The organism is Luteitalea sp. (assembly GCF_044337415.1).
Classification (GTDB): Bacteria; Acidobacteriota; Vicinamibacteria; order Vicinamibacterales; family Vicinamibacteraceae; genus Luteitalea.
Genome location: NZ_JBIINP010000010.1, coordinates 1 through 26,808 on the forward strand (window position 1 = coordinate 1; position 26,808 = coordinate 26,808).

Genomic DNA, 26,808 nt, shown 5'->3' on the forward strand with positions numbered 1-26,808 from the left:
ACGTGGCGATGGAGATCGAGCTCATCGGACCGGTGGCGCTGGAAAAGGGCCTGCGGTTCGCCATCCGCGAGGGTGGCCGCACGGTGGGTGCGGGCACGATCACCGAGATTCTGCAGTAACAGGCCACAGGCCGTGGGCGACAGGGTGCCTGTCGCCCGCAGCCGGCAGCCGAGACGAGAGACACGCACATGTCTGGATTTGGCGAAAAGATCCGCATCCGCCTGAAGGCCTACGACGCCCGGGTGCTCGATCAGTCCACCACGGAGATCGTGGACACGGCGCGTCGCACGGGGGCCCGCCTGGCGGGGCCGGTGCCGCTGCCGACCGAGAAGAACAAGTGGACGGTGCTCCGGTCGCCGCACGTGGACAAGAAGTCGCGCGAGCAGTTCGAGATCCGGACGCACAAGCGGCTCGTGGACATCTTCGAGCCGACGCCGCAGACGGTGGACGCGCTGATGAAGCTGGACCTGCCCGCGGGCGTCGACGTCGAGATCAAGGCGTTCGGCAAGGAACACGGCAAGTAGCCCTCGCCCTGTCTGGCGAGACTTGGTAGGGTCCGCTCGACGAGCGCGGCCCGCAACGATTGGGTTGGCGTACCGCGGGCCTGGGCTGGCCGCGGTGGACGGACCCCGAAGGTGAGAACGCAACGATGGTGACGGGAATCATCGGCAAGAAGATCGGGATGACGCAGGTGTTCGGCGCTGACGGCGTCGTGACGCCGGTCACCGTGATCAAGGCCGGCCCCTGCGTGGTGGTGCAGACCAAGACGGCGCAGGGCGACGGGTACGCCGCGGCGCAGATCGGTCTGGTCGAGGACAAGCCGGCGAAGGTGAGCCGGGGCCTGCAGGGCCACTACGCCAAGGCCAACGTCCCCCCGACGCGCGTGCGTCGCGAGGTGGGCATCTCGGGTGACGGCGTGACCGCCGGCAGCGAGGTCCTCGCCAGCGCGCTCTTCGCTGACGGCGAGGTGGTGGACGTCATCGGCACGTCCCGCGGCATGGGCTTCCAGGGCGTCATGAAGCGCCACGGGTTCGCCGGCGGCGCCGCCAGCCACGGCTCGATGTTCCACCGGGCCCCCGGCTCGATCGGCGCCTCCTCGTACCCGTCGCGCGTGGTCAAGGGCATGCGCGCGGCCGGGCACATGGGCTACGACCGCGTGACGGTGCACAACCTGAAGATCGTGCGGGTGGACGGCGACAACCACCTCCTGCTGATCAAGGGCGCCGTGCCCGGACCGCGCAACGGCATCGTCCTGATCCGGAAGGCCCGCAAGGCCAAGCCGGTGCGCGTGCCGCAGGTCGAGACGAAGAAGGGGAAGAAGTAAATGCAACTCGACGTCGTCAACACCAGCAACCAGAAGGTCGGCGCGCTCGACCTGCGCGACGAGGTGTTCGGCAATCGTGTGCGCACGGACCTGATCTGGGAAGCCGTCAGGCACGAGCAGGCCGAAGAGCGCCGGGGCACGCACGCGACCAAGACGCGCGGCGACGTGGCCGGTTCGGGCCGCAAGCTGTGGAAGCAGAAGGGCACCGGGCGGGCGCGCGTCAGCGACGTGCGCAACCCGATCTGGCGCAAGGGCGGCACGACGCTCGGCCCGCAGCCCCGCGACTACGGCTACGCCTTCCCCAAGAAGATGGCCAAGGGTGCGCTGCGTGATGCGCTGGCCGCCAAGCTGCGCGACGGCCAGGTGGTCGTGGTGGACGCGCTGGCGGTGAACGAGCCGAAGACGCGCGAGGCCGCGCGGCTGCTGAAGGGGCTCGGGCACACCCGCAAGACGCTCGTGATCGACGTGGCGCCGGCCGACGCGCTGGTCCTGTCGACGCGCAACCTGGCGGGCGTCAAGCTCGTGCAGGCCAACCGGGTGACTGCGCGCGACGTGATGGACTGCGCGAAGGTCATCGCCAGCCAGGCTGCGCTGACGCGCCTGCAGGAGGCGCTGGCCTGAGGCGCAAGCCACAGGTCATCGACGAGGAACCATGAAACTCACCGACGTCATCCGCCGGCCGCTCGTGACCGAGAAGAGCACGCTCCAGCGCGAGCTGGGCAACGTGCTTGCCTTCGAGGTGCACGTGGACGCCACCAAGGTGGAGATCAAGAACGCCGTCGAGCAGCTGTTCGGCGCCAAGGTCGCCGCGGTGCGCACCGCCGCCGTGCGCGGCAAGCTGAAGCGCCAGGGCCGGTTCGTGGGCCGCCGCAGCGACTGGAAGAAGGCCTACGTTCGCCTGAAGGCCGACCAGAAGGTGCCCGAGATCCTGGAGATCGCGTAAGCGAGGACCCCATGCCAGTTCGCACGTACAAGCCGACGTCGGCGGGGCGCCGTTTCCAGACGGTGCAGACCTTCGACGAAATCACGTCCACCGAGCCCTACAAGCCGCTCACCGAGCCGCTGAAGAAGTCCGGTGGCCGCAACAACCAGGGTGAGCTGACGTCGTGGTGGCGCGGCGGTGGGCACAAGCGCACCTACCGCATCATCGACTTCCGCCGCGACAAGCGGGAGATTCCGGCGAAGGTGTCGACGATCGAGTACGACCCGAACCGTTCGGCGCGCATCGCGCTGGTGACGTACGCCGACGGCGAGAAGCGCTACATCCTGCACCCGCTGGGCCTGAAGGTGGGCGACGCGATCGTGGCGAGCCCGACGGCGGACATCCTGCCGGGCAACGCGCTGCCGCTGAAGAACATCCCGCTGGGCACGGTGGTGCACAACGTGGAGCTCCGCCCCGGCAAGGGCGGCCAGATGGCGCGCAGCGCCGGGGCCGCGGTGCAGGTGGTGGCCAAGGAAGGCGAGTACGCGACGCTCCGCATGCCGTCGAGCGAAGTGCGCCTCGTCAACATGGAGTGCTACGCCACGGTGGGTCAGGTGGGGAACGTCGATCACGAGAACGTGTCGATCGGCAAGGCGGGCCGGAGCCGGTGGCTGGGCAAGCGCCCGCACGTGCGCGGCGTTGCCATGAACCCGGTGGACCACCCGCTCGGCGGCGGCGAGGGCAAGACCTCGGGCGGCCGTCACCCGGTGACGCCGTGGGGCGTGCCGACCAAGGGCTACAAGACGCGCAACCGCAAGGCGACCGACGCGTTCATCGTCACGCGCAGGCAGAAGTAGGCCGGAACCATGAGCAGATCGCTGAAGAAGGGCCCGTTCATCGACACGCCGCTCCTCGAGAAGATCGAGGCGATGAACGCCGCCAACGAGAAGAAGGTCGTCAAGACCTGGTCGCGGCGCTCGACGGTGATTCCCGAGATGATCGGGCACACCCTCGCGGTGCACAACGGCAAGAAGTTCGTGCCGGTGTACGTCACCGAGAACATGGTCGGCCACAAGTTGGGCGAGTTCGCGGCGACGCGCGCGTTCAAGGGCCACCCGCTCAAGGCCGAGAAGGCCGGGAAGTAGGGAGAGACGACCATGGTGCAAGCGACAGCGACCTCCCGCAGCGTCCGCACCTCGGCCCAGAAGGCCGGGCTGGTGCTGGACCTCATTCGTGGCAAGGACGTGACCGGCGCACTCGCGACGCTCAAGTTCTCGACCAAGGGCGTGGCCAAGAGCATCCATACGCTGCTCAAGTCGGCCATCGCCAACGCGCAGCAGGCCGAGGGTTTCGGCGGCGACGTCGAGCGGCTCTACGTGTCGGCGGCATACGCCGACCAGGGCACCTCGTTCAAGCGCGTGCGCCCGGCCCCGATGGGCCGCGCCTTCCGCGTCGTGAAGCGCACGGCGCACCTCACGGTGCAGGTGGCGGAGCGGCCGGTGCGTCGCCGGGCCCCGCAGGCCCCCACCCAGCCGCGCGCGCGCAAGACCGCGGGCGCCAGTACTCAGGAATAGGACGAGAGACGCATGGGCCAGAAGGTTCATCCCTACGGGTTCCGGCTCGGGTTCAACAAGACCTGGCGGTCGCGGTGGTTCGCCGACAAGGACTACGCGAAGCTGCTCCACGAGGACCTCAAGCTGCGCGACGACCTGAAGAAGCGGTTCGCGCACGCGGGTGTGTCGAAGGTGGAGATCGAGCGGGCGGCCAACAAGCTGAAGATCGACATCCACACCAGCCGGCCGGGCATCATCATCGGCCGCAAGGGTGCGGAGGTGGACAAGCTCAAGGCGCAGGTGCAGAAGCGCACCAACCGCGAGGTGTTCATCAACATCCAGGAGATCCAGAAGCCGGAACTGGACGCCCAGCTCATCGCGGAATCGGTGGCCATGCAGCTCGAGAAGCGCATTGCCTTCCGTCGTGCGATGCGCAAGGCGGTGGAGTCGGCGCTGCGCTTCGGGGCGCGGGGGATCAAGGTGCGCGTGTCGGGCCGGCTGAACGGCGCCGAGATTGCGCGGTCGGAGTGGTACCTGCACGGCCAGCTGCCGCTGCAGACGCTGCGCGCCGACATCGACTACGGCTTTGCCGAGGCGCGTACGACGTACGGCGCGATCGGCGTGAAGGTGTGGCTCTTCCAGGGAGAGCGCCTCGTGCCCAAGTTCGGTCGCGAGGAGGAGCAGTACCGGTCGCCGCGGCGTGCCGCGGGTGGTCGGGGATAGGAACGAATCGCCATGTTGATGCCCAAGAAGGTCAAGTACCGCAAGCAGCAGCGCGGGCGCATGACAGGCAAGGCCTGGCGCGGCTCCGACGTCAGCTTCGGTGACTACGGGCTGAAGGCGCTCGAGCCGTGCTGGCTGACCGCGCGACAGATCGAGGCGGCGCGTATCGCGATGACCCGCTTCATCAAGCGCGGTGGAAAGATCTGGATCCGGGTGTTCCCGGACAAGCCGATCACCAAGAAGCCGCAGGAAACCCGTATGGGTAAGGGCAAGGGCGCGCCGGAAGCCTGGGTGTGCGTGATCAAGCCGGGTCGCATCCTCTTCGAGATGGAGGGGGTGGACGAGGCGACGGCCAAGCGCGCGATGGAGCTGGCCGCGGCCAAGCTCCCGATCCACACCAAGTTCGCGACGCGGTTCGCGGCGGAGCAGGCGTGATGACCAAGGTAGCGGAGTTCAAGGACCTCGGCGTCGAGCAGCTGCAGCAGCGCGCGTCGGAGCTGGACAAGGAGCTGTTCACCCTGCGGATTCGCAAGGCGATGGGGCAGCTGGACCGCCCCCTCCAGATCCGGGAGTTGCGCCGGGACCTGGCGCGGGTGAAGACGGTGCTGCGTCAGAAGGCCGACGCCCGCTAGGGCGCGCCGCGCAGAGAGCAGGAAGCGAGCTATGGCAGCCAAGGCAGAAATCGTCGGTCGCGTCGTCAGCGACAAGATGGACAAGGGAGTCGTCGTCGCCGTGACGCGTCAGGTGCGTCACGACGTCTACGGCAAGGGCCAGCGCAAGACGTCGCGCTTCATGGCGCACGACGAGGCGAACACGGCCAAGGTCGGCGACACGGTCGCGATCGTCGAGAGTCGTCCGCTGAGCCGCCGCAAGCGGTTCGTGGTGACGCGCATCGTCGAGCAGGCGAAGGTCCTCTAGGAGAACGCCATGATTCAGATGCGATCGATCCTGGACGTGGCCGACAACTCCGGCGCGCGGAAGATCTCGGTGATCAACCCGGTCGGCGGGTCGACGGGGCGCTATGCGCGGCTCGGCGACATCGTGACGGCGTCGGTGAAGGAAGCCGCGCCGGACGGCAACGTGAAGAAGGGCCAGGTGGTGAAGGCCGTCATCGTGCGGACGCGCAAGGAACAGCGCCGCAAGGATGGCAGCTACATCCGCTTCGACCGCAACGCCGCGGTCCTGGTCAAGGACGACGGCGAGCCGATCGGGACCCGCGTGTTCGGGCCGGTGGCGCGTGAGCTCCGCGAGCGGAAGTTCATGAAGATCATCTCGCTCGCGCCCGAGGTGCTGTAGGCAATGGCTGGCTTGAAGCGGATTCGCAAGAACGACGAGGTCATCGTCATCGCCGGCAAGGATCGCGGCAAGCGTGGACGGGTGACCCTGGTGGATGCCGATCGCAACCGGGTGGTGATCGAGGGCGTGAACCTCGTGAAGCGGCACACGAAGCCGAACCCCCAGAAGCAGGTGCAGGGCGGCATCGTGGAGCAGGAGGCGGCCATCCACGCCTCCAACGTGATGCTGGTGGACCCGGCCTCGGGCAAGCGCACCCGCGTGGGGATGCGCGTCGAGAGCGATGGCCGGAAGGTCCGTGTCAGCCGACGCAAGGACGGCGGAGTGATCGACAAATGAGCCGGCTGAAGGAGCGCTACAGCAGTGAAGTGGCGTCCGCGCTGCAGAAGGAATTCGGGTACGCCAACGTGATGGCGACCCCGAAGATCACGAAGGTCGTGATCAACCTCGGGCTCGGCGAGGCCACCTCGAACGCGAAGATCGTGGACGTCGCGGCCGACGAGCTGCAGCGGATTGCCGGTCAGAAGCCGGTGGTCACGCGCGCCAAGAAGTCGATCGCCCAGTTCCGCGTCCGCCAGGGCATGCCCATCGGGACGATGGTCACGCTGCGGGGCGAGCGGATGTACGACTTCCTCGACCGCCTGATCTCGATGTCGCTGCCGCGCGTGCGCGACTTCCGGGGTATCCCGACGAAGGGCTTCGACGGGCGTGGCAACTACACGCTCGGGCTGAAGGACCAGCTGCTCTTCCCGGAAATCGACTACATGCGCGTGGACAAGCCGCGCGGCATGAACATCACCGTGGTCACCACGGCGAAGACCGACGAGGAGTCGCGGCGTCTCCTGCAGCTCCTCGGTTTCCCGTTCAGGCAGGGCTGAGATGGCGACAACCGCAAAGATTGCCAAGGAAGAGAAGGCGCACAAGTTCCAGGTGCGCGCGCGCAACCGCTGCAAGCGGTGCGGCCGTCCCCGGGCGTACCTGCGCAAGTTCGCGCTGTGCCGCCTCTGTTTCCGTGAGCTCGCCCTGCGAGGCGAAGTCGCGGGTGTGACCAAGAGCAGCTGGTAAGCCACACAGGGCCGGGAGCGCAGGCCCGCGACGGCAGGAGCCGCCGGGAACCGCGCTGCCGTGGTGCGCAGGCGAGAGGGTCGAGAGGCCCACGCCGCGCCCGGCCCACGAAGGAACAGGTATGACTGACCCGATTGCCGACATGCTCACGCGGATTCGCAATGCCGTGCAGGCGCGCCACACGCGCGTCGACGTGCCCGCGTCGAAGCTGAAGCTCGAGATCGCCCGGATTCTTGAAGCCGAGGGGTACATCGGCGGCTTCAAGCTGATCGACAACCCCACGACCCCCGCCTCGCCCCAGAAGGTGGTGCGGATCGCCCTCAAGTACGGGCCGCGCGGCGAGCGCGTGATTTCCGGCCTCGAGCGCGTCAGCCGTCCCGGCCGCCGCGTCTACTTCGGCCGTGAGTCGGTGCCCACGGTGCTCGGCGGGCTGGGCACGTCGATCCTCACCACGTCGCAGGGCGTGATGACGGGTCGCGCGGCCAGCAAGGCGGGTGTCGGCGGCGAAGTGCTCTGCAACGTCTGGTAAGGACTGAGGAACATGTCTCGAATTGGCAAGAAGCCGATCCCCGTCCCGAAGGGTGTGCAGGTCACGCTGAAGGACGGTCTGGTCGAGGTGAAGGGCCCCAAGGGCCAGCTGACGCAGGCGCTGCCGCCAGGCGTGACCGTCGTGCTCGAGGACGGGCAGGTCGTCGCGAGCGTCGGCGAGGCGCGTGAGCAGCGGAAGTTCCACGGACTGGGCCGCACGCTGGTGGCCAACGCCGTGCAGGGCGTGTCCGAGGGCTTCAAGCGCGAGCTCGACATCGTCGGCGTGGGCTACCGTGCCGAGGTGAAGGGGCGCGACGTGCACTTCGCGCTCGGGTACTCGCACCCGGTGGTCTTCCCGCTGCCCACGGGCATCGATGTGGCCATCGAGAAGCAGACCCACGTGACGGTGACGGGCATCGACAAGCAGCTGGTCGGCCAGGTGGCTGCCAACATGCGGTCGCTGCGCAAGCCGGACCCCTACAAGCAGAAGGGTGTCCGGTTCACCGGCGAAGTGCTCAAGAAGAAGGCCGGCAAGGCCGGCGCGAAGTAACGCGCGCCTGAAGCGGAGAAGCTGCCGTGAAGATCGAAACCAAGAAGGACCGCCGCGAGCGCATCCGCCTGCGCCTGCGCAAGAAGCTGGCCGGTGACGCCGCCCGTCCGCGCCTCGCCGTGTTCCGCAGCGTTGCGCACATCTACGTGCAGGCCATCGACGATGCCAGCGGCACGACCGTGGCGTCGGCCGGTACGACCGAGTCGGCCGTGAAGGACCAGCTGGCCGAGGGCGCCAGCGGCGGCAACGTCAAGGGCGCGGCCGCGGTGGGCCGGATCCTCGCCGAGCGGCTGAAGGAGAAGGGCATCACCCGTGTCGTGTTCGACCGCGGCGGGTTCCTGTACCACGGGCGCGTGCGCGCCGTCGCCGAAGCCGCGCGCGAAGCCGGCCTCGAGTTCTGAGGACTGACATGTACGAATTCCGCGATCGCATCGACGCGAGCCAGCTCGAGTTGAAGGACACCGTCGTGTCCATCAACCGCGTGACCAAGGTGGTCAAGGGCGGCAAGAACCTGTCCTTCAGCGCCCTGGTCATCGTCGGTGACAACGCTGGCCATGTCGGCTTCGGCATGGGCAAGGCCAAGGAAGTGCCCTCGGCCATCAAGAAGGGCATCGAGGCGGCCAAGAAGTCGCTCATCCGCGTGCCGCTCAAGGGCACGACCGTGCCGCACGAGGTCACCGGCCGCTTCGGCGCCGGTCGCGTGCTGCTCAAGCCCGCCCCCGACGGTACCGGCATCATCGCCGGTGGCGCCGTGCGCGCGGTGGTCGAGGCCGCGGGCATCCAGAACGTGCTGACCAAGTCACTCGGGTCGGCCAACCCGCACAACGTGGTGCGCGCCACCTTCGCCGGCCTGAAGGGTCTGAAGGACCCGGCCGCGATCGCGCGGCTGCGCGGCAAGACGACCGAAGAACTGGTCAACGCCTGAGGACGTGATGCCGGAAACCACTCGTCGACAGAAGCCGGCCGCGCCGGCGGCGCCCAAGGGGAAGACCCTGAAGGTGACGCTCGTGCGCAGCACGATCGGTTACGACAAGAAGCAGGGCGAGATCGTCAAGGGTCTGGGCCTGCGCAAGATTGGTCACACGGTGGAAGTGCTGGATCACCCCGCGATGCGCGGCATGATCCAGAAGATCCGCCACATGGTGACCGTGGCCGACGCCTAGGCGTCGCCTTAGAAGGCCGACGGCCGGGGGCCGGGAGCCGACAGGAAGACAGACATGGATCTCAGCGATCTCAAGCCGGCAGACGGCGCTACCCACTCGACCAAGCGCGTCGGCCGCGGCCAGGGTTCCGGCAACGGCAAGACGGCCGGTCGTGGCCACAAGGGCGCGAAGTCGCGCTCGGGCTTCAAGCGCAAGCGCGGGTTCGAGGGCGGCCAGATGCCGCTGCACCGCCGGCTCCCGAAGCGCGGCTTCACCAACCTGTTCCGTACGGACTACGCGGTGATCAACCTCGACCAGCTCGAGGCGTTGTTCGACGCGGGGACCGAGGTCACGCCCGAGGTGTTGCACGGGCAGGGCCTGGCGCAGGGGAGCCAGAAGATCAAGGTGCTCGGCCGCGGCGAGATCACCAAGAAGCTGTCGGTCCGCGCCCACAAGTTCAGCGGTGCGGCGGCCCAGAAGATCGAGGCCGCAGGCGGCACGGCGGAGACGCTGTAAGGCTGCGATCGGACGGCCGGCCCTGTCGTCGACGCCAGGGGCGCCTGACGTCGAGAGGCTGGCTCCGTTCGACCAAGGCGGCCCAGACAACCACGGGAGCAACGCCTGGCGCCGAGCGCCGGCGCTCCCGTCCCGAACCAAGGCCCGAGGCCAGAGGCCGACGGCTGGCGAGCATCGAGAAGACCGATGGATAGCTTGAGGAACATCTTCGCCGTCCCGGAGCTCCGGCTCCGGGTGCTGTTCACGCTGGGGTTGCTCGGCGTGTTCCGCATTGGCCACCACATCCCGACGCCCGGCGTGAACACCGAGGCGCTCGCGTTGCTGGCCGAGCAGGCGCGTAACACGATGTTCGGCCTCTACGATCTGTTCTCGGGCGGCAACCTGTCGCGCGTGACGATCTTCGCCCTCGGCGTGATGCCGTACATCAGTGCGTCGATCATCCTGCAGCTGCTGACGGTGGTGTGGCCGACCCTGGAGCGGATCTCCAAGGAAGGCGAGCTCGGTCGCCGCAAGATCACGCAGTACACCCGCTACGGCACGATCCTGCTCTCGGTCGTCCAGGCCCTGAGCATCGCCATCTTCCTCGAGCGCCAGACCAACGTCGCCGGGGGGCTTCCGCTCGTCTACGAGCCGGGGTGGGGCTTCCGCCTGCTGACGGTGCTCACGCTGACCACCGGGTCGGTGTTCGTGATGTGGCTGGGCGAGCAGATCACCGAGCGCGGCGTCGGCAACGGCATGTCGCTCATCATCTACTCGGGCATCGTCGTCGGCCTGCCCCGCGCGGTGATGACGACGCTCGACCAGCTGAAGACGGGCGAGATTGGCCTGCTGCGGCTGGCGCTGTTGCTGCTCGTGATGATCACCGTGGTGGCCGCGATCGTGTACGTGGAACGCGCCCACCGGCGCGTCACCGTCCACTACGCCAAGCGCGTTGTCGGTCGGCGCATGTATGGCGGGTCCAGCACGCACATCCCGCTGAAGGTGAATACCGGCGGCGTGATGCCGGTGATCTTCGCCTCGTCGCTGCTGGCGTTCCCCGCGACCATCGCCGGGATGTTCCCGCCGGAGAGCTGGGTGCAGCGCGTGGCCCAGCAGCTGGCGTGGGGCATGCCGCTGTACAACCTGCTGCAGGTGGCGCTGATCATCTTCTTCGCGTACTTCTACACGGCCATCGTCTTCAACCCGGACGATGTGGCGGAGAACATGCGCAAGTACGGCGGCTTCATCCCGGGCATCCGCCCGGGCAAGCGGACGGCGGAGTACATCGACCTGATCCTGACGCGCATCACGCTGGTCGGGGCGCTGTACCTGGCGGCCGTGGCCCTGTTGCCGGAGTTCCTGATCAGCGGCTTCAAGGTGGCCCCGATTCCGTTCATCGGCGAGACGCTCGACGCGGCGCTGCCGGGCTGGTTCACCAACGGCCTCGGCGTGACGTTCTTCTTCGGCGGCACGTCGCTGCTCATCGTCGTCGGCGTGGCGATGGATACGGTACAGCAGCTCGAGTCGCAGCTGATCATGCGGCACTACGACGGCTTCATGAAGAAGACCCGCATCCGCGGACGGAGAGGGTAGGCCGCCCGTTGGCTCGACCTGGTCTGAACGTGGTCATGCTCGGCCCCCCGGGGGCCGGCAAGGGAACCCAAGCGAGCCGGCTGGCCCGTCACTACGGCGTGCCGAAGGTCTCGACGGGCGACATCCTCCGGGAGTCGGCCGCGGCGGGCACGGCGCTCGGGCTCGAAGCCAAGGCGCGCATCGATCAGGGCCATCTCGTCAGCGACGAGGTGGCCATTGCCATCGTCGAGGAACGTCTCTCTCGACATGACGTGGCATTCGGGTTTATCCTTGATGGTTTTCCGCGCACGGTCGGACAGGCCGAAGCGCTGGACGGGATGATGGCCGGGCGGTCGCCGCTCACCGTGTTGCACATCGTGGTGCCGGTGGAAGTGCTGGTCGGACGGCTCCATGCGCGGCGGGTGTGCAGCGTGTGCGGCACCAACGCCGACCCGACCAAGCCGGACCTCGGGGTGTGCGCCACGTGTGGCGGCGCCCTGGTGACCCGGGCAGACGACGACGAGCAGGTGGTGCGCAACCGCCTGCAGATTTACGAGGACCAGACGGCGCCGCTGGTGCACTTCTACCGCGACCGCCCGACGTTCTTCACGATCGACGGCAACCTGGCGCCCGATGCGGTGGCGGCGGCGATGCAGGGCGCGCTGGTCTCGGCGATGGGCGTGGTGCAGGGAGAGGCGCGGTGATCACCTGCCGGTCGGCGGACGAGCTGGTGAAGCTCAGGGCGTCCAACCAGCTGGTGGCGCGGATTCTCGAGGCGCTCCGTGCGATGGTGGTGCCCGGGGCGACGACGGCGGAGATTGACGCGGAGGCCGAGCGCCTGGTGCGCGAGGCCGGAGCACAGCCGGCGTTCAAGGGGTATCGCGGGTTTCCCGCGACCATCTGCGCGTCGCGCAATCACGAGGTGGTCCACGGGATCCCCTCGGCGACGACGCTGGTGGAGGGCGACATCCTCTCGATCGACATGGGGGTGAAGCTCGACGGGTACTACGGCGACTCGGCGGTGACGGTGGGGGTCGGGGCGATCAGCGCCGAGGCCCAGCGCCTGCTGGACGTGACGGAGGCCTCGCTGTACCGGGGGATCGATGCGGTGAAGCCCGGAGCCCGGGTCAGCGACATCGGGCAGGCGGTGCAGGAGTACGTGGAGGCCCAGGGGTTCACGGTGGTGCGCGAGTTCGTGGGCCACGGGATCGGCACCAAGCTCCACGAGGAGCCGCAGATCCCGAACTACGGTCCGGGGGGCCGCGGGCCTCGGCTGGCCGAGGGCATGGTGCTGGCCATCGAGCCCATGGTGAACGTGGGGAAGCCCGGGGTGCGGGTGTTGTCGGACGGCTGGACGGCCATCACGGTGGACGAGAAGCTGTCGGCGCACTTCGAGCACACGGTGGCGGTGACTGCCGACGGCGTCGAGATCCTGACGCTTCGGTCCGCAGCGGTGGCGGCAGGCCGCTGACGGGGCGGCTGGCGGGTTCGGGATTCTGTACGTCGGGGATTTCGAACGGCCGGTGGCAGCATGAGTGAGGGACTGCGCGGCACGGTGATCGAGCAGTTGCCGCAGGCGCTCTATCGCGTCAGCCTCGATTCGGGGCACGTGATCACGGCGCACGGCACCGGGGACATCCGCCGCAACTTCGTGCGGATCCTGGTGGGGGATCGGGTGGTTGTGCGGGTGTCGCCGTTGGACGTCACGCGCGGCCGGATCATCGGGCGGCTCGAACCGGGTGGCCGCCGGCAGAACGACGACGACGGCAGGTAGGGTCGGCTCTTCGAGTCCGGCCGAGAGCGAGAGACATGAAGGTCAGAGCATCGGTGAAGCGCATTTGCGTGAAGTGCAAGATCGTCCGGCGGCGCGGGGTCGTTCGGGTGATTTGCGACAACCAGAAGCACAAGCAGCGGCAGGGATAGGGCATGGCACGTATCGCAGGTGTGGATCTTCCGCGTACCAAGCGCGTCGAGATCGGGCTGACCTACATCTTCGGCATCGGGCGGAAGCGCTCCGGTGACATCCTGAAGGCTTCGGGCGTGAGCCCGGACGTGCGGGTCAAGGACCTCACGGAAGAGGATGTCCGGTCGATCTCGAAGGTCATCGAGGACGTGGGCGGCGTGGAGGGCGACCTCCGCAAGGAAATCTCGCTCAACATCAAGCGCTTGATGGAGATCGGCTGCTATCGCGGCCTGCGGCACCGCCGCAGCCTGCCGGTGCGCGGCCAGCGCACCAAGACCAACGCGCGCACCCGGAAGGGTCCGCGCAAGGGCGCGATCGCCAAGAAGAAGACGGTGTAGGACCATGGCAGACGAGAAGAAGGCAGCAGGCCGCAAGAAGGTCTTCAAGAAGCGCGGCGAGAAGAAGGTCGTCCACAGCGGCGTGGCCCACATCCAGGCCTCGTTCAACAACACGCTGGTGACGATCACCGATGCCGAGGGCAACGTCGTGTCGTGGTCGAGTGCCGGGGCGATCGGCTTCAAGGGATCGCGCAAGGGCACGCCGTTTGCCGCCACGCAGGCGGCGATGAATGCCGGCACGGCCGCCAAGGCCGTCGGCATGCGCACCGTCGAGGTGCGCGTGAAGGGACCGGGTGCGGGTCGCGAATCGGCCGTCCGCGCTCTTTCCAACGTCGGGCTGGACGTGAAGACCATCCGCGACGTCACGCCGATTCCGCACAACGGCTGCCGGCCGCCCAAGAAGCGTCGCGTCTAGCGCGCCGCGGGCGACCACGGTCGTACAAAAGGGAGGGCACGCCCACGGCGTGCTGTTCCGCGCGCTCCGGCGCGCGTCGTGAGAAGGACACGAGAGTTACATGGCTCGATATATCGGACCCGTCTGCCGTCTCTGCCGGCGTGAGGGCATGAAGCTCTTCCTGAAGGGAGAGCGCTGCTACACGGAGAAGTGCGCGATCGAGAAGCGCAACCTCCCCCCGGGGCAGCACGGCAAGGCCCGCAAGGCGAAGCTGGTGGGCTACGGCCTGCAGCTGCGCGAGAAGCAGAAGGTCAAGCGCATCTACGGTGTGCTGGAGAATCAGTTCCGCCGCTACTTCGAGGCCGCCGACCGGCAGCGAGGCATCACCGGCGAGACGCTGCTCCAGCTCCTGGAGCGCCGCCTCGACAACGCCATCTACCGTCTCGGGTTCGCGACGTCGCGGGCCCAGGGGCGCCAGCTGGTCAAGCACGGCCACTTCCTCGTCAATGGCAAGAAGGTGGACATCCCGTCCTACCAGCTGCGCCAGGGCGATGTGGTGAGCCTGCGGCAGTCGAGCGAGAAGAACCCGGCGATTCTCCACGCCATCGAGGAAGTGAAGGGCCGCGGGATTCCCGACTGGCTCGCCCTCGATGCAGCCGCCTCGTCGGGCCGCGTGGTGTCGCTGCCGACGCGCGAGCAGATCAACCTGCCCGTGCAGGAACAGCTGATCGTCGAGCTCTACTCGAAGTAACGCGCGGCGCCGGAAGGCGCTTGCGCTGGCGGGCGGCGTGGTCCTCGGGCCCCGTCCGCCGTTCCCAGACTGGAAAGGACTACATCGATGCTGTGGAAGGGGTTCCAGCGCCCGAAGCGACTCGACGTCGAACGCGAGAGCCAGACCGGCCGGTTCGGGCGGTTCACCGCGCAGCCGTTCGAGCGTGGGTGGGGTACCACCATCGGCAATGCGATGCGCCGGGTGTTGCTGTCGTCCATCGAGGGCGCGGCCATCACTGCGGTGAAGATCGAGGGTGTCCAGCACGAGTTCTCGCCCGTGGAGGGCGTGGTGGAGGACGCCACCGACATCATCCTCAACCTCAAGCAGGTCCCGTTCAAGCTGCACGGCGACGAGACCAAGATGCTGTACCTCCGGGTCGACAAGCCCGGGCCGGTGCTGGCGCGTGACATCGAGGTCGACCAGTCGGTCGAGGTCCTCGATCCCGACGCGCACATCGCCACGGTGTCCGAGGGCGGCAAGCTGTACATGGAGATGCGCCTCAAGAACGGGCGCGGCTACGTGGCGGCCGACCGCAACTTCGACGAGGATCTCGGCATCGGCTGGATCCCGGTCGACTCGACCCACTCGCCCGTCCGCAAGGTGAACTACCTGGTGGAGTCGGCCCGTGTCGGTCAGAACACCGACTACGACAAGCTGACGCTCGAGGTGAGCACCAGCGGCGCCATCTCGCCCACCGAGGCCATCGAGCTGGCCGCGCAGCTGCTGCGCGACCACCTCTTCATCTTCGGCGGCGACGACGATGACGACGTGGTCGTCGGCGAGGGCGGCGATGCCACCCCCGCGACGCTCACCGAGGAGAGCAACGAGCACCTCGACAAGAGCATCGAGGAGCTGGAGCTGTCCGTGCGGTCGTACAACTGCCTGAAGAACGCCAACATCCGGACCATCCGGGAGCTGGTGGCCAAGACCGAGAACGACCTGCTGAAGACGAAGAACTTCGGCCGCAAGTCGCTCAACGAGATCAAGGAGATCCTCCAGACCATGGGTCTCAGCCTCGGCATGAGCGTGGAGCAGCCTCAGTAGGACCAGTGGCAGGCTGCAGGCGTCGGGCTGCAGGCGTCGGAGCCGTGGGCTGCAGGTAGCCCACCGCCCGTCGCCCCGGGCCCGGGCGTGCCGGCACCCCCTGCGGATGAGACGAGTAAAACGATGAGACACGGAGTTGCACACCGCAAGCTCGGGCGCGTCACCGAGCACCGCATCGCCCTCCTGCGCAACCAGGCCCAGGCGCTGCTCCGCCACGAGCGGATCCAGACCACGGTGCCGAAGGCAAAGGAACTGCGCCCCTACGTCGAGCGCATCATCTCGATTGCCAAGCGCAGCATCGGCACGCAGGGGACCGACGAGGAGAAGCGCATCCGCCGCATGACTGCGGAACGCCTCGTCGCCCGCGACATCGCCGACGCCAAGGTCGTCACCAAGCTGTTCGACACCCTCGCGCCGCGGTTCGTGGAGCGTCCGGGTGGCTACACCCGCGTGCTCAAGCTGGGGCATCGCCGCGGCGACGCGGCGGAGGTCGCCCAGATTGAGCTGATCGGCAGCGAGTACGATCCGAACGCCGACGTCCCGACGGCCGAGGCCGCCGAGGAGCCCAAGGGCATCCGCGGCCGTGCCAGGGCTGCGGTGAAGAAGCTGCAGGACGAGGGCGCCACCGAGGGCGACGACAAGCCCAAGCGGGCCCGGAAGTCGGCCAAGAAGGCCGAGTAGCCTCGCGCGGCCGGCTCCCCGGAGCCGGCAACGACATCGAGCACGGCACGTGGCCGCGTCCCCCGGACGCGGCCCTTGTCGTTTCTGGCGCCTGCGCTCGCCCCCCGGTTGCCGCGCCCGGCTGTTCGGGGGGCATGCCCGTCGCGTTAGGTTCCGGTATGGCCCTTCGCGCCGCGCTGCCCCTCGGTCTCCGCTTCGGCGCCGGCCATGGCCTCTGGTCCATCGTGGCCTTCGTGTTCCCGTCGGCGGCGCTCGTCCAGCAGGAGCACTACGGCGTGGCCGTGCTCCTGTTCCTCGCGGAGACCGTGCTGGCGCTGGCACTGCTGGGGGTGCGCCTAGTGGTCGCCTGGCGGGCCTCTGCCGACGAACCCGATGTGCGGGCGCGGCTGGTGCGGACGCGACGCAGCATCCCGGGCGCGCTCGCGATGATCCTGGTCTGCCTGGCCTGGGGAATCGGGTTCGCCGGCCTCGCGCTGCGCCTCAGCCCCCCGGACGACCTGCTCGCCACGCTGGCGGCCCGCGGCCGACCCATGGCCAGCGGCCTCCTGCTGGCCGCCATCCTCGACACGATCATCGCGCCGGTGCGCTCGCCGGTGTGGCTGGAAACGGGCATCGCCTGGCAGGCCAGTCGCGCGAGCGTGGTCCTCGTCTCGATCCTGATCGGCCTGCCGCTGACGTACTTCTTCGGCATCCAGGGGATGCTGTGGAGTTTCCTCGGGCTACGCCTGTTCGCCGACCTCGGGGGCATGGCGCGAGGGGAGCGCGAGCGTATCCGCTCCACGATGTTCGACGGGCCGGAACTCGACCCCGCCGCCCGCGAGAGGCCCAAGGCCCCGCCAGCGTTCTCGTCGGGCCACGCCCGGTACGACCGGAACGACCCGGGCCGGCTGCCGGATTAACGCTTAGCGCTTAGCGCTTAACGCTTAACGCCTCACCAGAACGCCCAACACAAGCGCGTCCGCTCGCGAGAACCCACGGGGCTCAAGGCTTCCGGCTCGAGGCTCAGAGCGCCTGCGCCCTGCGTGAGTGCTTTTCTGAGCCCTGAGCGGCGAGCTGTTCTACCGCCCGACCATCACAGGCTGCGTCCAGGCCATCTTGCCGTCCGACTGCGTGATGCGGGCGCGGACGTAGCCCTCCGACCCCTTGATCGCGTAGCTCGCCTCGGTGCCCTGCACGTCCTGCAGCACCGCGCCGCCCTTCCCGACGAACTCGATGCGGTAGCCGGCCTTCATGTTGTCCTCGCGGCCGCTGCCCCAGAAGCGCTGCTTCACCTTGATCGTGATGGCGGAGGTCGAGGCCTGGTAGTCGTCGAGCTCGACCCCCGTGGAGGCGTAGAAGTCGCCGCGGTCCAGCGCAGACACGATCGCCCTCGCCTCGAGTTTTTCGGCGCGCACCATCACCCAGCCCATGCCGGGGCGGGACGATGCCAGGTCGTCGAGCTTCTTGAACTCGTGCGCATCGTCGGTCGCGAGGCCGAACAGGAGGATGCCGCGGGAGAGCAGCGCGTCCCAGGTCTGCTCGAGGCTCGGGTGGCCGGAGCCGCCGACGTTGTTGACCATCGGGTGCGCGTTGTAGACCTCGAAGAGGCGGTTGTTGCGCACCTGCGCGAGGTCGTCGGCCGTGATCGCCCAGCCGAAGTTCGGGTGGTTGATGTGCGGCACGCCGTTGGCCATGCGGATGGCGTCGATGTTCTTCTGCAGGACCTCGGCGACGCTGGCGCCCTCGCGCGTCGCCGGCACGAGGCGGGCCGGGTCGAGCGCGTTGATGTGGAGCGGCTTGCCCGCGAATCCGCTCGACACCTCCTCACCCTTGATGACGAGGAACTTGTCGTCGGCGCCGTGGAGCGCATTCAGCCCATCGACCGAGGTGAGGTAGTTGTGGTCGGTGAGGACGAGGAAGCTGTACTTGTGGTCGCGATACCAGCGCACGACCTCGTCGGGCGTGCTGTCGCCGTCGCTGTTCAGGGTGTGCGTGTGGGTGTTGCCCTTGAACCACTTCAGGTTCGCGGTGGAGGCCGGCGAGGGCACCTGCGCGATCGGTGCGACAGCCCACGCGGCGGCGCAGAGCAACGAGGAGGCGAGGACGAGGCGACGGCGAGTCATCGCCGACAAGCCTAGCGCAACTCGGCGTCGCGGAATCGTCACGCGCCCAGGCTCGAGTCTCAAGTCTCAGGAGGGACGTCCTGCCTGAGACCTGAGACTTGTAGACGTCAGTCGCCTAGGCTTCCGTCTCCACGTGATCGGGTTTGTGGGCAGCCACGATCTTGGCCTGCAGGTGCGCGGGCACTTCCTCGTAGTGGGAGTGGGCCATGTTGTACGAGCCGCGTCCGCCGGTCGCCGACGTGAGGTGCTGCTCGTAGGTCAGCATCTCGGCCATCGGCACCTGGGCCTTGATCACCGTGGCCTGGCCGCGCGCCTCCATGCCGCTGATGCGTCCGCGCCGCCCGTTGAGGTCGCCCATCAGATCACCGGCGAACTCGCTGGGTGCGTGGACCTCGACCTGCATGATGGGCTCGAGCAGCACCGGCTTGCAGCGCGTCATCGCGTCGCGCAACGCGATGCCCCCGGCCATCTTGAACGCGAGTTCGTTGCTGTCGACGGGGTGGAAGGATCCGTCGAAGACCGTCGCCTTGAAGTCGACCATCGGGAAGCCGGCGAGGAAGCCGCGCAGGCGCGCTTCCTGGATGCCCTTCTCGACGGCAGGCACGTACTGCCGCGGGATCGAGCCGCCGAAGATGTCGTCCTCGAACTGGAAGTCGGACCCGCGGGGCAGCGGCTCGACGCGAATCTTGCAGTCGCCGAACTGGCCGTGTCCACCGGTCTGTTTCTTGTGGCGGCCGTGGGCCTCGGTCCCGGCGGTGATGGTCTCCAGGTAGGGGATGCGCGGCAGCTTGAGGGTCACCTCGACGCCGAACCGCCGCTTCAGCTTGGCGACGGTGACCTCGAGGTGCATCTGGCCCTGCCCGGAGATCAGCTGCTCGTGCGTGCGCGGATCCCGGTCGGTCCGGATGGTCGGATCCTCTTCCTGCAGCCGGTGCAGCGCCGTGCTGATCTTGTCCTCGTCGCCGCGCGTCTTCGGCTCGAGCGCGTAGGACATCAGCGGCGCCGCGAAGGCGATGGGCGGCAGCGCGACGTCGGTGGCCTTCTCGGCGAGCGTGTCTCCGGTCTGGGCCTCCTTCAGCTTGGCGATGGCGCCGAGGTCGCCGGCATGCAGCTCGTTCACCTGCGCCTGCGCCTTGCCTTGCAGTGCCAGCAGGTGCGCGATGCGCTCCTGCGACCCGCGCCCCAGGTTGGTCATCGTCGTGTCGTTCTTCACGACGCCCGACACCACGCGGAAGAGCGAAATGCGCCCGGCGAAGGGGTCGGCCACGGTCTTCCACACGAAGAGGCGCGCGGGCGCGGTCTCGTCGGCCGCGATCGTCACGGCGGCGCCCGAGGCCGTGGCCACTCCCGCCAGCGGACGGGCGAGTGGCGACGGCGCGTACTGCACGCACGCCTCGAGCAGGCGGTCGGCGCCGATGTTCTCGAGCCCGGAGGCGCAGAACACCGGCACGATGGCGCCCTTGCTCACGGCGGTCCGCAGGCCCGCGACGAGTTCGTCGTCGGTGAGCGTACCCTCGTCGAAGAACCGCGACATCAACTCATCGTCGGCTTCGGCAACCAGTTCCACCAGGGCCTCGCGGGCACTCCGGGCTTCGGCCGACAGGCTCTCGGGAATCGAGACGGGCTTGCCCTTGCCGGTGCCGCCCTCGTAGGTGTAGGCCCGCTGCGCGATGAGGTCGATGACGCCCCGGAACCCCTTCTCCTCGCCGAATGGCAGCTGCACCGGCACGAGCGTGCGACCGAACGTCGAGTGCAGGTCCTCGAGCGCCCGCGCGAAGCTGGCGCGCTCGCGGTCGAGACGGTTGACGACCACGAAGCGCGCCAACCGCTCGTCCTCGGCGATCTGCCACACGCGCTCGGTCTGCACCTCGACACCGGCCACGGCGTCGACGACGATGAGCGCGGCGTCGGTGACGCGGAGGGCGGCGCCCGTCTCGCTGAGGAAATTGCCGAACCCGGGCGTGTCGACCAGGTTGACCTTGGTGCCCTGCCAGTCCAGCCACGCGGGCGTGGCGGCCAGGGTGTGCTTGCGGGCGATCGCTTCCTCGTCGAAGTCGGTCGGCGCCGTGCCGTCGTCCACACGCCCGAGCCGGGTGGTGGCGCCTGCGGTGAACAGCAGGGCAGAAATCAGTTGGGACTTGCCGGAACCGTTGTGGCCGACGATTGCCACGTTGCGAATGGACGCCGCTGCATAGGTGGGCATGAGCACCCTCGAAGGGGGGAAAGAGCTACACGCCGCGATGCTATGACAGAGCCGTGACGCGAACAAGGGGCGGAAGGCTCGGCATTCGCCGAGCCCCCGCCCCTTGTTCGTAATGCCGCGATGCTGCGATGCCGGGAATGACGAAAACGGCAAAGGTCCGAAAGGCGAAAGGCCGAAGGGCGAAACGCCAAAGGGTGAGATGGGCGTGTCGCCCTTCCCAGCTCCCAGCCCCGAGCCCCGCCTACTCGTACCTGAGCGCCTCGATCGGGTCGAGCTTGGCGGCCTTGATGGCCGGCAGCATGCCGAAGAGGATGCCGACGGTGGCCGAGAAGCCGACGCCGAGGGCGAACGACCAGAAAGGCAGCGCCACGGGGAAGCCGGCGAAGACGTTGACGGCATACCCGATGCCGGCGCCGAGCAGGATCCCCAGCAGTCCCCCGAGCATCGTCAGGAACACCGCCTCGATGAGGAACTGCACGAGGATCTCGCGGCGGCGCGCGCCGAGGGCCTTTCGCACGCCAATCTCGCGCGTCCGCTCGGTGACCGAGATGGTCATGATGGCCATCACGCCGATGCCCCCCACCATGAGTGCGATCGACGAGATGACGAACAGCGCGAGCACGACAGCCTGGGTGAACTGGCGCAGGAACCCGACGATGAAGTCGGCGGTCACCGTGTCGAAATCGTTCTCCTCACCGAGCTTCAGCCGGTGCCGGGTGCGCATGATCGTTTCGATCTCGGTGCGCAACTGATCCACGTTGACGCCCTCGGCCGCCGAGACCACGAGCGTGAGCGGGCGGAACAGGATGCCGCGCAGCCGCGGCGTCGGGTAGCGCTTCTCGTAGGTCGTCCAGGGGATGACCGCGAAACCGTTGGCGTCCCCGAGTGCGGCCGGGCGCTTGTCCATCACGCCGACCACGGTGTAGGAGTCGCGGCCGACGCGGATGACCTTGCCGATCGGGTCGATGCCGCGCGTCAGGAACAGCGCCTCGGCAGGCGAGTAGCCGAGCACGATGACGTTGCGCCTGTTCTGGACCTCGAAATCGCCGAAGAACCGACCCGCCAGGAACGGGATGAAGTTCAGCTCGCCGAAATTGGACGTCGCGCCGATCACCGCGAACGGCTTGGTGCCCTGGCCGCCGAACGACATGCGCTCGATGGCGGCGAAGGGCCCGTTGCCGCCCAACTGCAGGCCGACGTCGCTGACCAGCGGCGACTCGGCCACCGCCTTGGCATCGTCGTTGGTCAGGTTCGGCCGCTTGATCAGCTCGAGGAAGCTTCGGCCGCTCGAGAAGCTCTGGAAGCCCAGCTTCTGCACGAAGACCGTGTTGCTGCCGAAGGCCCTGATCTGGTTCTCGAGCGAATTGCCGAACCCGGTGATCAGCGCCGTCATCGCGACGATCGACATCACGCCGATGACGACGCCGAGGATCGTGAGCGCCGAGCGCAGCTTGTTGGCGCGCAGGGTGTCGAGCGCGATACGGAGGATTTCCCAGAGCATGCCGACGCGAATGGCCACGGGTCTACTCCCGCCTCAGGGCTTCGATGGGATCGAGCTTGGAGGCGCGAATCGCGGGATAGAGGCCGAAGAACACGCCGACGAAGGCCGTGATGCTGATGCCCATCACCACGGCCCACAGCTCGATCTTGGCCGGGATGGGCGAGAAGTAGGCGACCAGCCAGGCCACCACGAAGCCCAGGAACGTGCCGATCATGCCCCCGACGACCGAGAGCGTCGTCGACTCGGTGAGCACCTGCCACACGATGTCGCGGCGCCGGGCCCCGAGCGCCTTGCGCAGGCCGATCTCGCGCGTCCGCTCGCTCACCACCATCAGCATGATGTTCATGATCACGATGCCGCCGACCAGCAGCGACAGTGAGACCAGGCCGATCAGCACGGCGAAGGCCCCCTGACTGAAGCTCTGCCAGAGCGCCATGAAGGTGTCCGACGTGACGATCCCGAAGTTGTCCTTGTCGCGCGGGCGGAGCTTGCGGGAGGTGCGCAGCGCGATGCGCGCTTCCTCCATGGCCTGCGGCACCAGCGACGGATCGACGGGCTTGACCGTGATCTCGAAGCTCCGGCGCGACCCGAACATCTTCTGGAAGGATCCGAGCGGGATCAGCACGAAGTCGTCCTGTGAGTTGCCGAACAGGCTGCCCTTCTTCTCGTTGACGCCCACGACCCGGAAGTGCACGCCGTTGACCATGATGGTCTGGTCGATGGGGTTGCGGCCCTTGAACAGCTTGTCGGCCGTCTCCATGCCGATGTAGGCCAGCGGGCGTGACCGCTGGATCTCGATGCGGCTGATCGTGCGGCCGCGCTCGGCTTCGTAGCCACCGAACTGGTCGTAGTCGGCCGAGACGCCGCGGATGCCGACGTTCTCGAGCGTCTCGCTGCGGAACGTGACGTTGGCCTGGCTGTTGGACTGCGCCATGACCGCGTCGATGTTGCCGCCGATGCCCTTGATCGCCCGCAGGTCCACCAACGACACGTCGGGGTTGCGCCGGCGCGCCTCCTCTTCCTCTTCCTCGTTCGTGATCACGCCCACCCGGGCAATCTGGAACGTCCCGACGCCGACTTCCTGCACGATCGACTCGGCGACGTACCCGTTCATCCCCTGGATGAGCGAGACCACGGCGATGATCGAGGTCACCGCCACCACGTTGCCGAGCACCATCATGAACGACCGGAGCTTGTTGGCCCAGATCGACGAGAGGGCGAGGGCGACCGCGTCGAGGAACTTGTTCATGAGGATCCGGCTTACGACTTCTTCTTGGCGGCGTCCGACTCGGCCAGGCGCACTTCGTCGCCATCCTGCAGGTCGCGCACCGAGTTGAAGGGCCCGGTGATGACCTTGTCGCCGATCTTGATGCCCGACAGCACCTCGAAGTAGCGCTCGCCGGCGATCCCGGTGCGCACCGGGATGAACTCGGTGTTCTTGTCGCGCATCACGAACACGCCCTCGGTCTCCTTGCGGGTCTGCCCCTCGGGCAGCTCGGTGGGCGTGGCCGGCGTCGGCGACTTCTTGGCCTTGGCGTCCTGCTTGGGCGGCCGGACGATGGCGCCCGCCTTGTCGTACACGAGGTCGCGCACGGCCATCGCCTGGATGGGCACGGCGACGGCCTTGCTGCGCGTGGCCGTCTCGATCTCGGCCGAGCAGGTGAAGCCCGGGCGCACTTCGTCGATCGTCTGGTCGAGCTGCACGGTGACCTTGAAGTTCGTCGCGGCCTGCCCGGCGCTGGCGGCACCCGTCGCCTGGATCGGGCTGTTGCCGATCTCGGTGACCTTGCCCGTGTATTCCTTGCCCGGCAGCGCGTCGATGGTCACCTTGGCCACCTGGCCGAGGCGCACCGAGGGGATGTCGGTCTCGTCCACCTCGACCTCGGCCTCGATGATCGACATGTCGGCGATCGTCAGCAACACCGTGCCGGCGTTGTTCATCGTGCCGATGACCACCGTCTCGCCCTCCTCGATGTTGCGGCGGGAGACGATGCCGTCGATCGGCGACTCGATGCGCGCCCGGCTCAGGTTGTACTGCGCCTGGTTCAGCGCGGCACCTTCCTGGCGGATGCGCTGATCCTGTGTCTTGATGTCCTGTTCGCGCTGGCGGAGTTCCGCCTCCCGCACGGTCACGGCGTTGCGCGCCTGATCGAGCGCCTGCTTGGTGGTGAGCTGCTGCGCCCAGAGCTCTTCCTGGCGCTTCAGTTCCTCGCGCGCCAGCGACAGCGTCTCGCGCGCCGTCACGATCGACAGACGCTGCTGCTCCAGCTGCGAGCGCGCCGCCTGCTGCCCGGCCTCGCCCGACTGCACGGCCGACGCCAGGTTGCGCGGGTCGATCTGCATCAGGAACTGGCCCCGCTTGACCCGGTCGCCCTCCTCCACGGAGAGCTGGGTCACGCGGCCCATGTTGTCCGCACTGATGTTGACCGTCCGCTTGGCCTGGATCTTCCCGGACGCGGACACGATCTGCACGAGATCACGGGCCTGAATCGCCTCGACCGTGACCTCCTTGCCCGTCTTCTTGCGGAACGCGAAGTTGGCGTAGGCCAGGCCGGCCACGATCGCCAGCACCACGGCGGCGCCGAGCCACCGCTTGGTCGAACGTTTCATCTTCCCCCCAGGACGGCCTTGATGGCCGCAATGGCCAGGCCCATGACCACGTACACCACGAACAACCCGCCGGCCACCGAGGTCCAGCGGCGGCGATAGACCGCCGCCAGGCCGATGGCGAGCACGACGAGGTACCAGATCCAGAACAGGTCGATGAACCCCAGCACCGAGGCCACGAAGGAGCCCTCGGCCAGATCCGGGAAGAACACCGCCAGGTTCGTCGCACTGCTCATCGTCTGCCGCATGTAGTTCATGGGCAGCGAGAACACCTGCTGCAGCAGGCTGATGACCCCCGCGTGCGCGACCACCGCGAGGACCTGCTTGTACTGCGCCTCGCCGCCCAGCACCGTGAACACCCCGTACAGGATGCCGGCGATGGCGGCGGCCACGATGGGCGAGAAGAACAGGATGGTCCCGCCCTGGATCCACGCCGCGATCGTCGCCTGCTTCTGCAGTGCCGCGTAGATGTCGGCGTTCACCGTCCGCCCGAACGACTCGATGCTGGCGACGGCCTGGTCCACGTAGGCCGCCTTGCCGACGTCCGACGACAGGAACGCCGCGAAGCCGGCGGCCACCAGGACCGTCGTGAAGACCAGTACGTCGACCCAGCGCGGCGCGGCGGCGATGCGGGCCATGGTCTCCCCCGGGGAGACGACCACGCCGATGACGCGCTGGACGAAGGAAAGCGGCGGGGCCGCCGGAGACGAGGATGCGGTGGACATGGACAAACTGAGCCGGGACGAACCGGATGCACCCCGCGACACGGCGTGTCGTCCAAGGGAGCTTGGGCGTCACGCGTATAGTACGCAACCCATGTGATGGATGTTCGGAAGCGGACACCCCGGTCCGTTACACTCACCAGATGACCGTCGGCCGCCTGTTCCTGCTGGGGTGCCTCCTCGTGGGCCCGAACGCCCGTCCGGCGGCCGCACAGGGCATGGAGGCCGTCGGATTGCGCGCCCTCGGGATGGGGGGCGCCTTCGTGGCCGTGGCCGACGACGCCTCGGCGACCTACTGGAACCCTGCGGGCCTGGTGACGGGGGATCTGTTCTCGGCGGTCGTGGAGTACAACCGCGCCACGGTCGAGGACGCCCCGCTCCCGACCGGGCCCGCCCGTGAGGGGCAGGGCCTCCGCAGCGGCACCCTGGTTGCGCTCGGCACCTGGCCCGTCGGGGCCACGTTCTATCGCCTGACGTCGGTGGCGGCCCGGACTCCGGGCGTGGGAGGTACGGCCCCGGCCGGCGCACCTGCCGCCCTCACGCGCCTCACCACCACACACGTCGGCGTCAACGTCCTCCAGTCGATCGTGTCCGGGCTGCACGTGGGGGCGACGATCAAGTACGTGTACGGATCGGCCGGGTCGGCCCTCGTCGCGCCGGTGCCGGGCGACCCGCTCGACCTGGCGGGAGACCTGCCCACCCGCGGGAGCCATCGCGCCGACGTCGATGCCGGGGTGATGGCCGACCTGCGACGGGTGAAGCTCGGGCTGACCGTGCGCAACCTGTTCGAGCCGGAGTTCGAGGCGGAGGACGGCGCCCGCGCCAGCCTGACCCGCCAGGTGCGGGCCGGCGCCGCGCTCCGGGCGACCGACACCCTCCTGGTGTCCCTGGACGCCGATCTGACACGGTCCCCGGATGTCACCGGAGACCTGCGGTCGCTGGCGGCGGGCATCGAACAGCGGTTCCGGCAGGGGAAGGCGGCCGTCCGTGGGGGCGTCCGGATGAGCACGGCCGGCGAGGCCAGGCCGACCCTGACCGCCGGGGGCAGCGTGGCGGTCCGCAGTGGGATCTTCGCGGACGGCTACGTGGCCGTCGGGCTCGACCAGGCGGCGTCTGACGGATTCGGGCTCGGCGTGCGCGTGGTGTTCTAGCGGCGCCGCCTCCCTTCATTCTGAATCCTGAATTTTGAGTTCTTGAGTTGGTTGTGCCGCCCCGCCTAAGTTTCTGCAGGGCCCGTGCCGATTGCCTTGGCGGAGAGGGCCTCCTGCGTCCGGGCTCCCAGGCCCGGGCCGGCACACGGTTGTCCCACCGGGT

General features: G+C 68.2%; 40 protein-coding genes. 34 read left to right on the forward strand and 6 right to left on the reverse strand.

The features are described 5' to 3' along the window. The 33 genes from ACIRDX_RS03315 to ACIRDX_RS03475 all read left to right on the forward strand — a co-directional run. Positions 1–119, forward strand: a 119-nt coding sequence (locus ACIRDX_RS03315; protein ID WP_396624041.1) for a hypothetical protein, incomplete at its 5' end; no start/stop codon positions are given. A 69-nt stretch (positions 120–188) separates the two neighbouring features. Beyond that, positions 189–524: a 30S ribosomal protein S10 gene (gene rpsJ, locus ACIRDX_RS03320; protein WP_110173163.1), complete on the forward strand. Its 336-nt coding sequence runs from the start codon at positions 189–191 to the stop codon at positions 522–524. Positions 525–649: 125 nt separating this feature from the next. Beyond that, a complete protein-coding gene (rplC, locus tag ACIRDX_RS03325) occupies positions 650–1,324 on the forward strand; it encodes a 50S ribosomal protein L3 (protein WP_396623980.1) in 675 nt (224 codons plus the stop codon). Next, complete coding sequence (rplD, locus tag ACIRDX_RS03330) at positions 1,325–1,945, forward strand: 50S ribosomal protein L4 (RefSeq protein WP_396623981.1); 621 nt, start codon at positions 1,325–1,327, stop codon at positions 1,943–1,945. Between the two features lie 31 nt (positions 1,946–1,976). Further along, entirely contained in the window at positions 1,977–2,267 is a 291-nt protein-coding gene (locus ACIRDX_RS03335; RefSeq protein WP_396623982.1) for a 50S ribosomal protein L23, read from the forward strand. Between the two features lie 11 nt (positions 2,268–2,278). Next, positions 2,279–3,103 carry a 50S ribosomal protein L2 gene (rplB, locus tag ACIRDX_RS03340; RefSeq protein ID WP_396623983.1) on the forward strand — a complete coding sequence of 275 codons (825 nt, stop codon included), beginning with the start codon at positions 2,279–2,281 and terminating at the stop codon, positions 3,101–3,103. A gap of 9 nt (positions 3,104–3,112) precedes the next feature. After that, on the forward strand, positions 3,113–3,391 hold the full coding sequence (gene rpsS, locus ACIRDX_RS03345; RefSeq protein ID WP_396623984.1) for a 30S ribosomal protein S19: 279 nt from the start codon (positions 3,113–3,115) through the stop codon (positions 3,389–3,391). A 12-nt stretch (positions 3,392–3,403) separates the two neighbouring features. Continuing rightward, complete coding sequence (gene rplV / locus ACIRDX_RS03350) at positions 3,404–3,820, forward strand: 50S ribosomal protein L22 (RefSeq protein WP_396623985.1); 417 nt, start codon at positions 3,404–3,406, stop codon at positions 3,818–3,820. 12 nt (positions 3,821–3,832) lie between these two features. Further along, positions 3,833–4,522 carry a 30S ribosomal protein S3 gene (gene rpsC / locus ACIRDX_RS03355; protein ID WP_396623986.1) on the forward strand — a complete coding sequence of 230 codons (690 nt, stop codon included), beginning with the start codon at positions 3,833–3,835 and terminating at the stop codon, positions 4,520–4,522. Between the two features lie 12 nt (positions 4,523–4,534). Continuing rightward, on the forward strand, positions 4,535–4,957 hold the full coding sequence (rplP, locus tag ACIRDX_RS03360) for a 50S ribosomal protein L16 (protein WP_396623987.1): 423 nt from the start codon (positions 4,535–4,537) through the stop codon (positions 4,955–4,957). Continuing rightward, positions 4,957–5,154, forward strand: coding sequence for a 50S ribosomal protein L29 (gene rpmC / locus ACIRDX_RS03365; RefSeq protein WP_396623988.1), 198 nt, complete (start codon positions 4,957–4,959; stop codon positions 5,152–5,154). The genes rplP and rpmC overlap by 1 nt, the downstream gene beginning before the upstream one ends. Positions 5,155–5,185: 31 nt before the next feature. Further along, positions 5,186–5,440 (forward strand): 30S ribosomal protein S17, encoded by a 255-nt coding sequence (gene rpsQ, locus ACIRDX_RS03370; protein ID WP_396623989.1) that lies wholly within the window; start codon positions 5,186–5,188, stop codon positions 5,438–5,440. A gap of 9 nt (positions 5,441–5,449) precedes the next feature. Next, on the forward strand, positions 5,450–5,818 hold the full coding sequence (rplN, locus tag ACIRDX_RS03375) for a 50S ribosomal protein L14 (protein WP_291983362.1): 369 nt from the start codon (positions 5,450–5,452) through the stop codon (positions 5,816–5,818). A 3-nt stretch (positions 5,819–5,821) separates the two neighbouring features. Beyond that, positions 5,822–6,154 carry a 50S ribosomal protein L24 gene (gene rplX / locus ACIRDX_RS03380; RefSeq protein WP_396623990.1) on the forward strand — a complete coding sequence of 111 codons (333 nt, stop codon included), beginning with the start codon at positions 5,822–5,824 and terminating at the stop codon, positions 6,152–6,154. Then, positions 6,151–6,693, forward strand: a complete 543-nt coding sequence (gene rplE / locus ACIRDX_RS03385) for a 50S ribosomal protein L5 (RefSeq protein ID WP_396623991.1) — start codon at positions 6,151–6,153, stop codon at positions 6,691–6,693. Before rplX ends, rplE begins: the two co-directional genes overlap by 4 nt. A gap of 1 nt (position 6,694) precedes the next feature. Next, complete coding sequence (locus ACIRDX_RS03390; protein ID WP_239489412.1) at positions 6,695–6,880, forward strand: type Z 30S ribosomal protein S14; 186 nt, start codon at positions 6,695–6,697, stop codon at positions 6,878–6,880. A gap of 121 nt (positions 6,881–7,001) precedes the next feature. After that, positions 7,002–7,409 carry a 30S ribosomal protein S8 gene (rpsH, locus tag ACIRDX_RS03395; RefSeq protein WP_396623992.1) on the forward strand — a complete coding sequence of 136 codons (408 nt, stop codon included), beginning with the start codon at positions 7,002–7,004 and terminating at the stop codon, positions 7,407–7,409. A 12-nt stretch (positions 7,410–7,421) separates the two neighbouring features. Next, the gene (rplF, locus tag ACIRDX_RS03400; protein WP_396623993.1) at positions 7,422–7,958 is read left to right on the forward strand and encodes a 50S ribosomal protein L6; all 537 of its coding nucleotides are present in this window, start codon (positions 7,422–7,424) and stop codon (positions 7,956–7,958) included. 32 nt (positions 7,959–7,990) lie between these two features. Continuing rightward, a complete protein-coding gene (rplR, locus tag ACIRDX_RS03405; RefSeq protein ID WP_396624042.1) occupies positions 7,991–8,359 on the forward strand; it encodes a 50S ribosomal protein L18 in 369 nt (122 codons plus the stop codon). A gap of 8 nt (positions 8,360–8,367) precedes the next feature. Then, positions 8,368–8,883, forward strand: coding sequence for a 30S ribosomal protein S5 (rpsE, locus tag ACIRDX_RS03410; protein ID WP_239489409.1), 516 nt, complete (start codon positions 8,368–8,370; stop codon positions 8,881–8,883). A gap of 7 nt (positions 8,884–8,890) precedes the next feature. After that, on the forward strand, positions 8,891–9,121 hold the full coding sequence (gene rpmD, locus ACIRDX_RS03415) for a 50S ribosomal protein L30 (RefSeq protein WP_396623994.1): 231 nt from the start codon (positions 8,891–8,893) through the stop codon (positions 9,119–9,121). Between the two features lie 54 nt (positions 9,122–9,175). Next, positions 9,176–9,616, forward strand: coding sequence for a 50S ribosomal protein L15 (gene rplO, locus ACIRDX_RS03420; protein WP_396623995.1), 441 nt, complete (start codon positions 9,176–9,178; stop codon positions 9,614–9,616). Positions 9,617–9,802: 186 nt separating this feature from the next. Beyond that, on the forward strand, positions 9,803–11,188 hold the full coding sequence (secY, locus tag ACIRDX_RS03425) for a preprotein translocase subunit SecY (RefSeq protein ID WP_396623996.1): 1,386 nt from the start codon (positions 9,803–9,805) through the stop codon (positions 11,186–11,188). A 35-nt stretch (positions 11,189–11,223) separates the two neighbouring features. Then, positions 11,224–11,871 carry an adenylate kinase gene (locus tag ACIRDX_RS03430; protein WP_396623997.1) on the forward strand — a complete coding sequence of 216 codons (648 nt, stop codon included), beginning with the start codon at positions 11,224–11,226 and terminating at the stop codon, positions 11,869–11,871. Continuing rightward, on the forward strand, positions 11,868–12,638 hold the full coding sequence (gene map, locus ACIRDX_RS03435) for a type I methionyl aminopeptidase (protein ID WP_396623998.1): 771 nt from the start codon (positions 11,868–11,870) through the stop codon (positions 12,636–12,638). The genes ACIRDX_RS03430 and map overlap by 4 nt, the downstream gene beginning before the upstream one ends. Before the next feature lie 60 nt (positions 12,639–12,698). Next, positions 12,699–12,941 carry a translation initiation factor IF-1 gene (gene infA, locus ACIRDX_RS03440; RefSeq protein ID WP_396623999.1) on the forward strand — a complete coding sequence of 81 codons (243 nt, stop codon included), beginning with the start codon at positions 12,699–12,701 and terminating at the stop codon, positions 12,939–12,941. 35 nt (positions 12,942–12,976) lie between these two features. Then, a complete protein-coding gene (gene rpmJ, locus ACIRDX_RS03445; protein WP_110173142.1) occupies positions 12,977–13,090 on the forward strand; it encodes a 50S ribosomal protein L36 in 114 nt (37 codons plus the stop codon). 3 nt (positions 13,091–13,093) lie between these two features. Then, positions 13,094–13,468 carry a 30S ribosomal protein S13 gene (gene rpsM, locus ACIRDX_RS03450; protein ID WP_239489403.1) on the forward strand — a complete coding sequence of 125 codons (375 nt, stop codon included), beginning with the start codon at positions 13,094–13,096 and terminating at the stop codon, positions 13,466–13,468. Positions 13,469–13,472: 4 nt separating this feature from the next. Then, positions 13,473–13,883 (forward strand): 30S ribosomal protein S11, encoded by a 411-nt coding sequence (gene rpsK, locus ACIRDX_RS03455; protein ID WP_396624000.1) that lies wholly within the window; start codon positions 13,473–13,475, stop codon positions 13,881–13,883. A gap of 100 nt (positions 13,884–13,983) precedes the next feature. Then, the gene (rpsD, locus tag ACIRDX_RS03460; RefSeq protein WP_396624001.1) at positions 13,984–14,613 is read left to right on the forward strand and encodes a 30S ribosomal protein S4; all 630 of its coding nucleotides are present in this window, start codon (positions 13,984–13,986) and stop codon (positions 14,611–14,613) included. 87 nt (positions 14,614–14,700) lie between these two features. After that, on the forward strand, positions 14,701–15,678 hold the full coding sequence (locus ACIRDX_RS03465; RefSeq protein WP_396624002.1) for a DNA-directed RNA polymerase subunit alpha: 978 nt from the start codon (positions 14,701–14,703) through the stop codon (positions 15,676–15,678). A gap of 123 nt (positions 15,679–15,801) precedes the next feature. Continuing rightward, positions 15,802–16,359, forward strand: a complete 558-nt coding sequence (rplQ, locus tag ACIRDX_RS03470; protein ID WP_396624003.1) for a 50S ribosomal protein L17 — start codon at positions 15,802–15,804, stop codon at positions 16,357–16,359. A gap of 158 nt (positions 16,360–16,517) precedes the next feature. Continuing rightward, positions 16,518–17,258, forward strand: coding sequence for a hypothetical protein (locus ACIRDX_RS03475; RefSeq protein ID WP_396624004.1), 741 nt, complete (start codon positions 16,518–16,520; stop codon positions 17,256–17,258). Positions 17,259–17,417: 159 nt separating this feature from the next. On the opposite strand, the gene ACIRDX_RS03480 is transcribed toward ACIRDX_RS03475, so the two are convergent. From ACIRDX_RS03480 to ACIRDX_RS03505, 6 genes are all read right to left on the reverse strand, one after another. Next, complete coding sequence (locus ACIRDX_RS03480; protein ID WP_396624005.1) at positions 17,418–18,461, reverse strand: CehA/McbA family metallohydrolase; 1,044 nt, start codon at positions 18,459–18,461, stop codon at positions 17,418–17,420. Positions 18,462–18,576: 115 nt separating this feature from the next. Then, on the reverse strand, positions 18,577–20,664 hold the full coding sequence (fusA, locus tag ACIRDX_RS03485) for an elongation factor G (protein ID WP_396624006.1): 2,088 nt from the start codon (positions 20,662–20,664) through the stop codon (positions 18,577–18,579). Between the two features lie 241 nt (positions 20,665–20,905). Then, a complete protein-coding gene (locus tag ACIRDX_RS03490; protein WP_396624007.1) occupies positions 20,906–22,183 on the reverse strand; it encodes an ABC transporter permease in 1,278 nt (425 codons plus the stop codon). Between the two features lie 4 nt (positions 22,184–22,187). After that, positions 22,188–23,414: an ABC transporter permease gene (locus ACIRDX_RS03495; protein WP_396624008.1), complete on the reverse strand. Its 1,227-nt coding sequence runs from the start codon at positions 23,412–23,414 to the stop codon at positions 22,188–22,190. Positions 23,415–23,425: 11 nt separating this feature from the next. Continuing rightward, positions 23,426–24,775: an efflux RND transporter periplasmic adaptor subunit gene (locus ACIRDX_RS03500; protein ID WP_396624009.1), complete on the reverse strand. Its 1,350-nt coding sequence runs from the start codon at positions 24,773–24,775 to the stop codon at positions 23,426–23,428. After that, a complete protein-coding gene (locus ACIRDX_RS03505; protein ID WP_396624010.1) occupies positions 24,772–25,497 on the reverse strand; it encodes a YIP1 family protein in 726 nt (241 codons plus the stop codon). The genes ACIRDX_RS03500 and ACIRDX_RS03505 overlap by 4 nt, the downstream gene beginning before the upstream one ends. A 140-nt stretch (positions 25,498–25,637) precedes the next feature. Here ACIRDX_RS03505 and traF point away from each other — a divergent pair, with 140 nt between their 5' ends. Next, positions 25,638–26,645 carry a conjugal transfer protein TraF gene (gene traF / locus ACIRDX_RS03510; protein WP_396624011.1) on the forward strand — a complete coding sequence of 336 codons (1,008 nt, stop codon included), beginning with the start codon at positions 25,638–25,640 and terminating at the stop codon, positions 26,643–26,645. Positions 26,646–26,808: the final 163 nt, after the last annotated feature.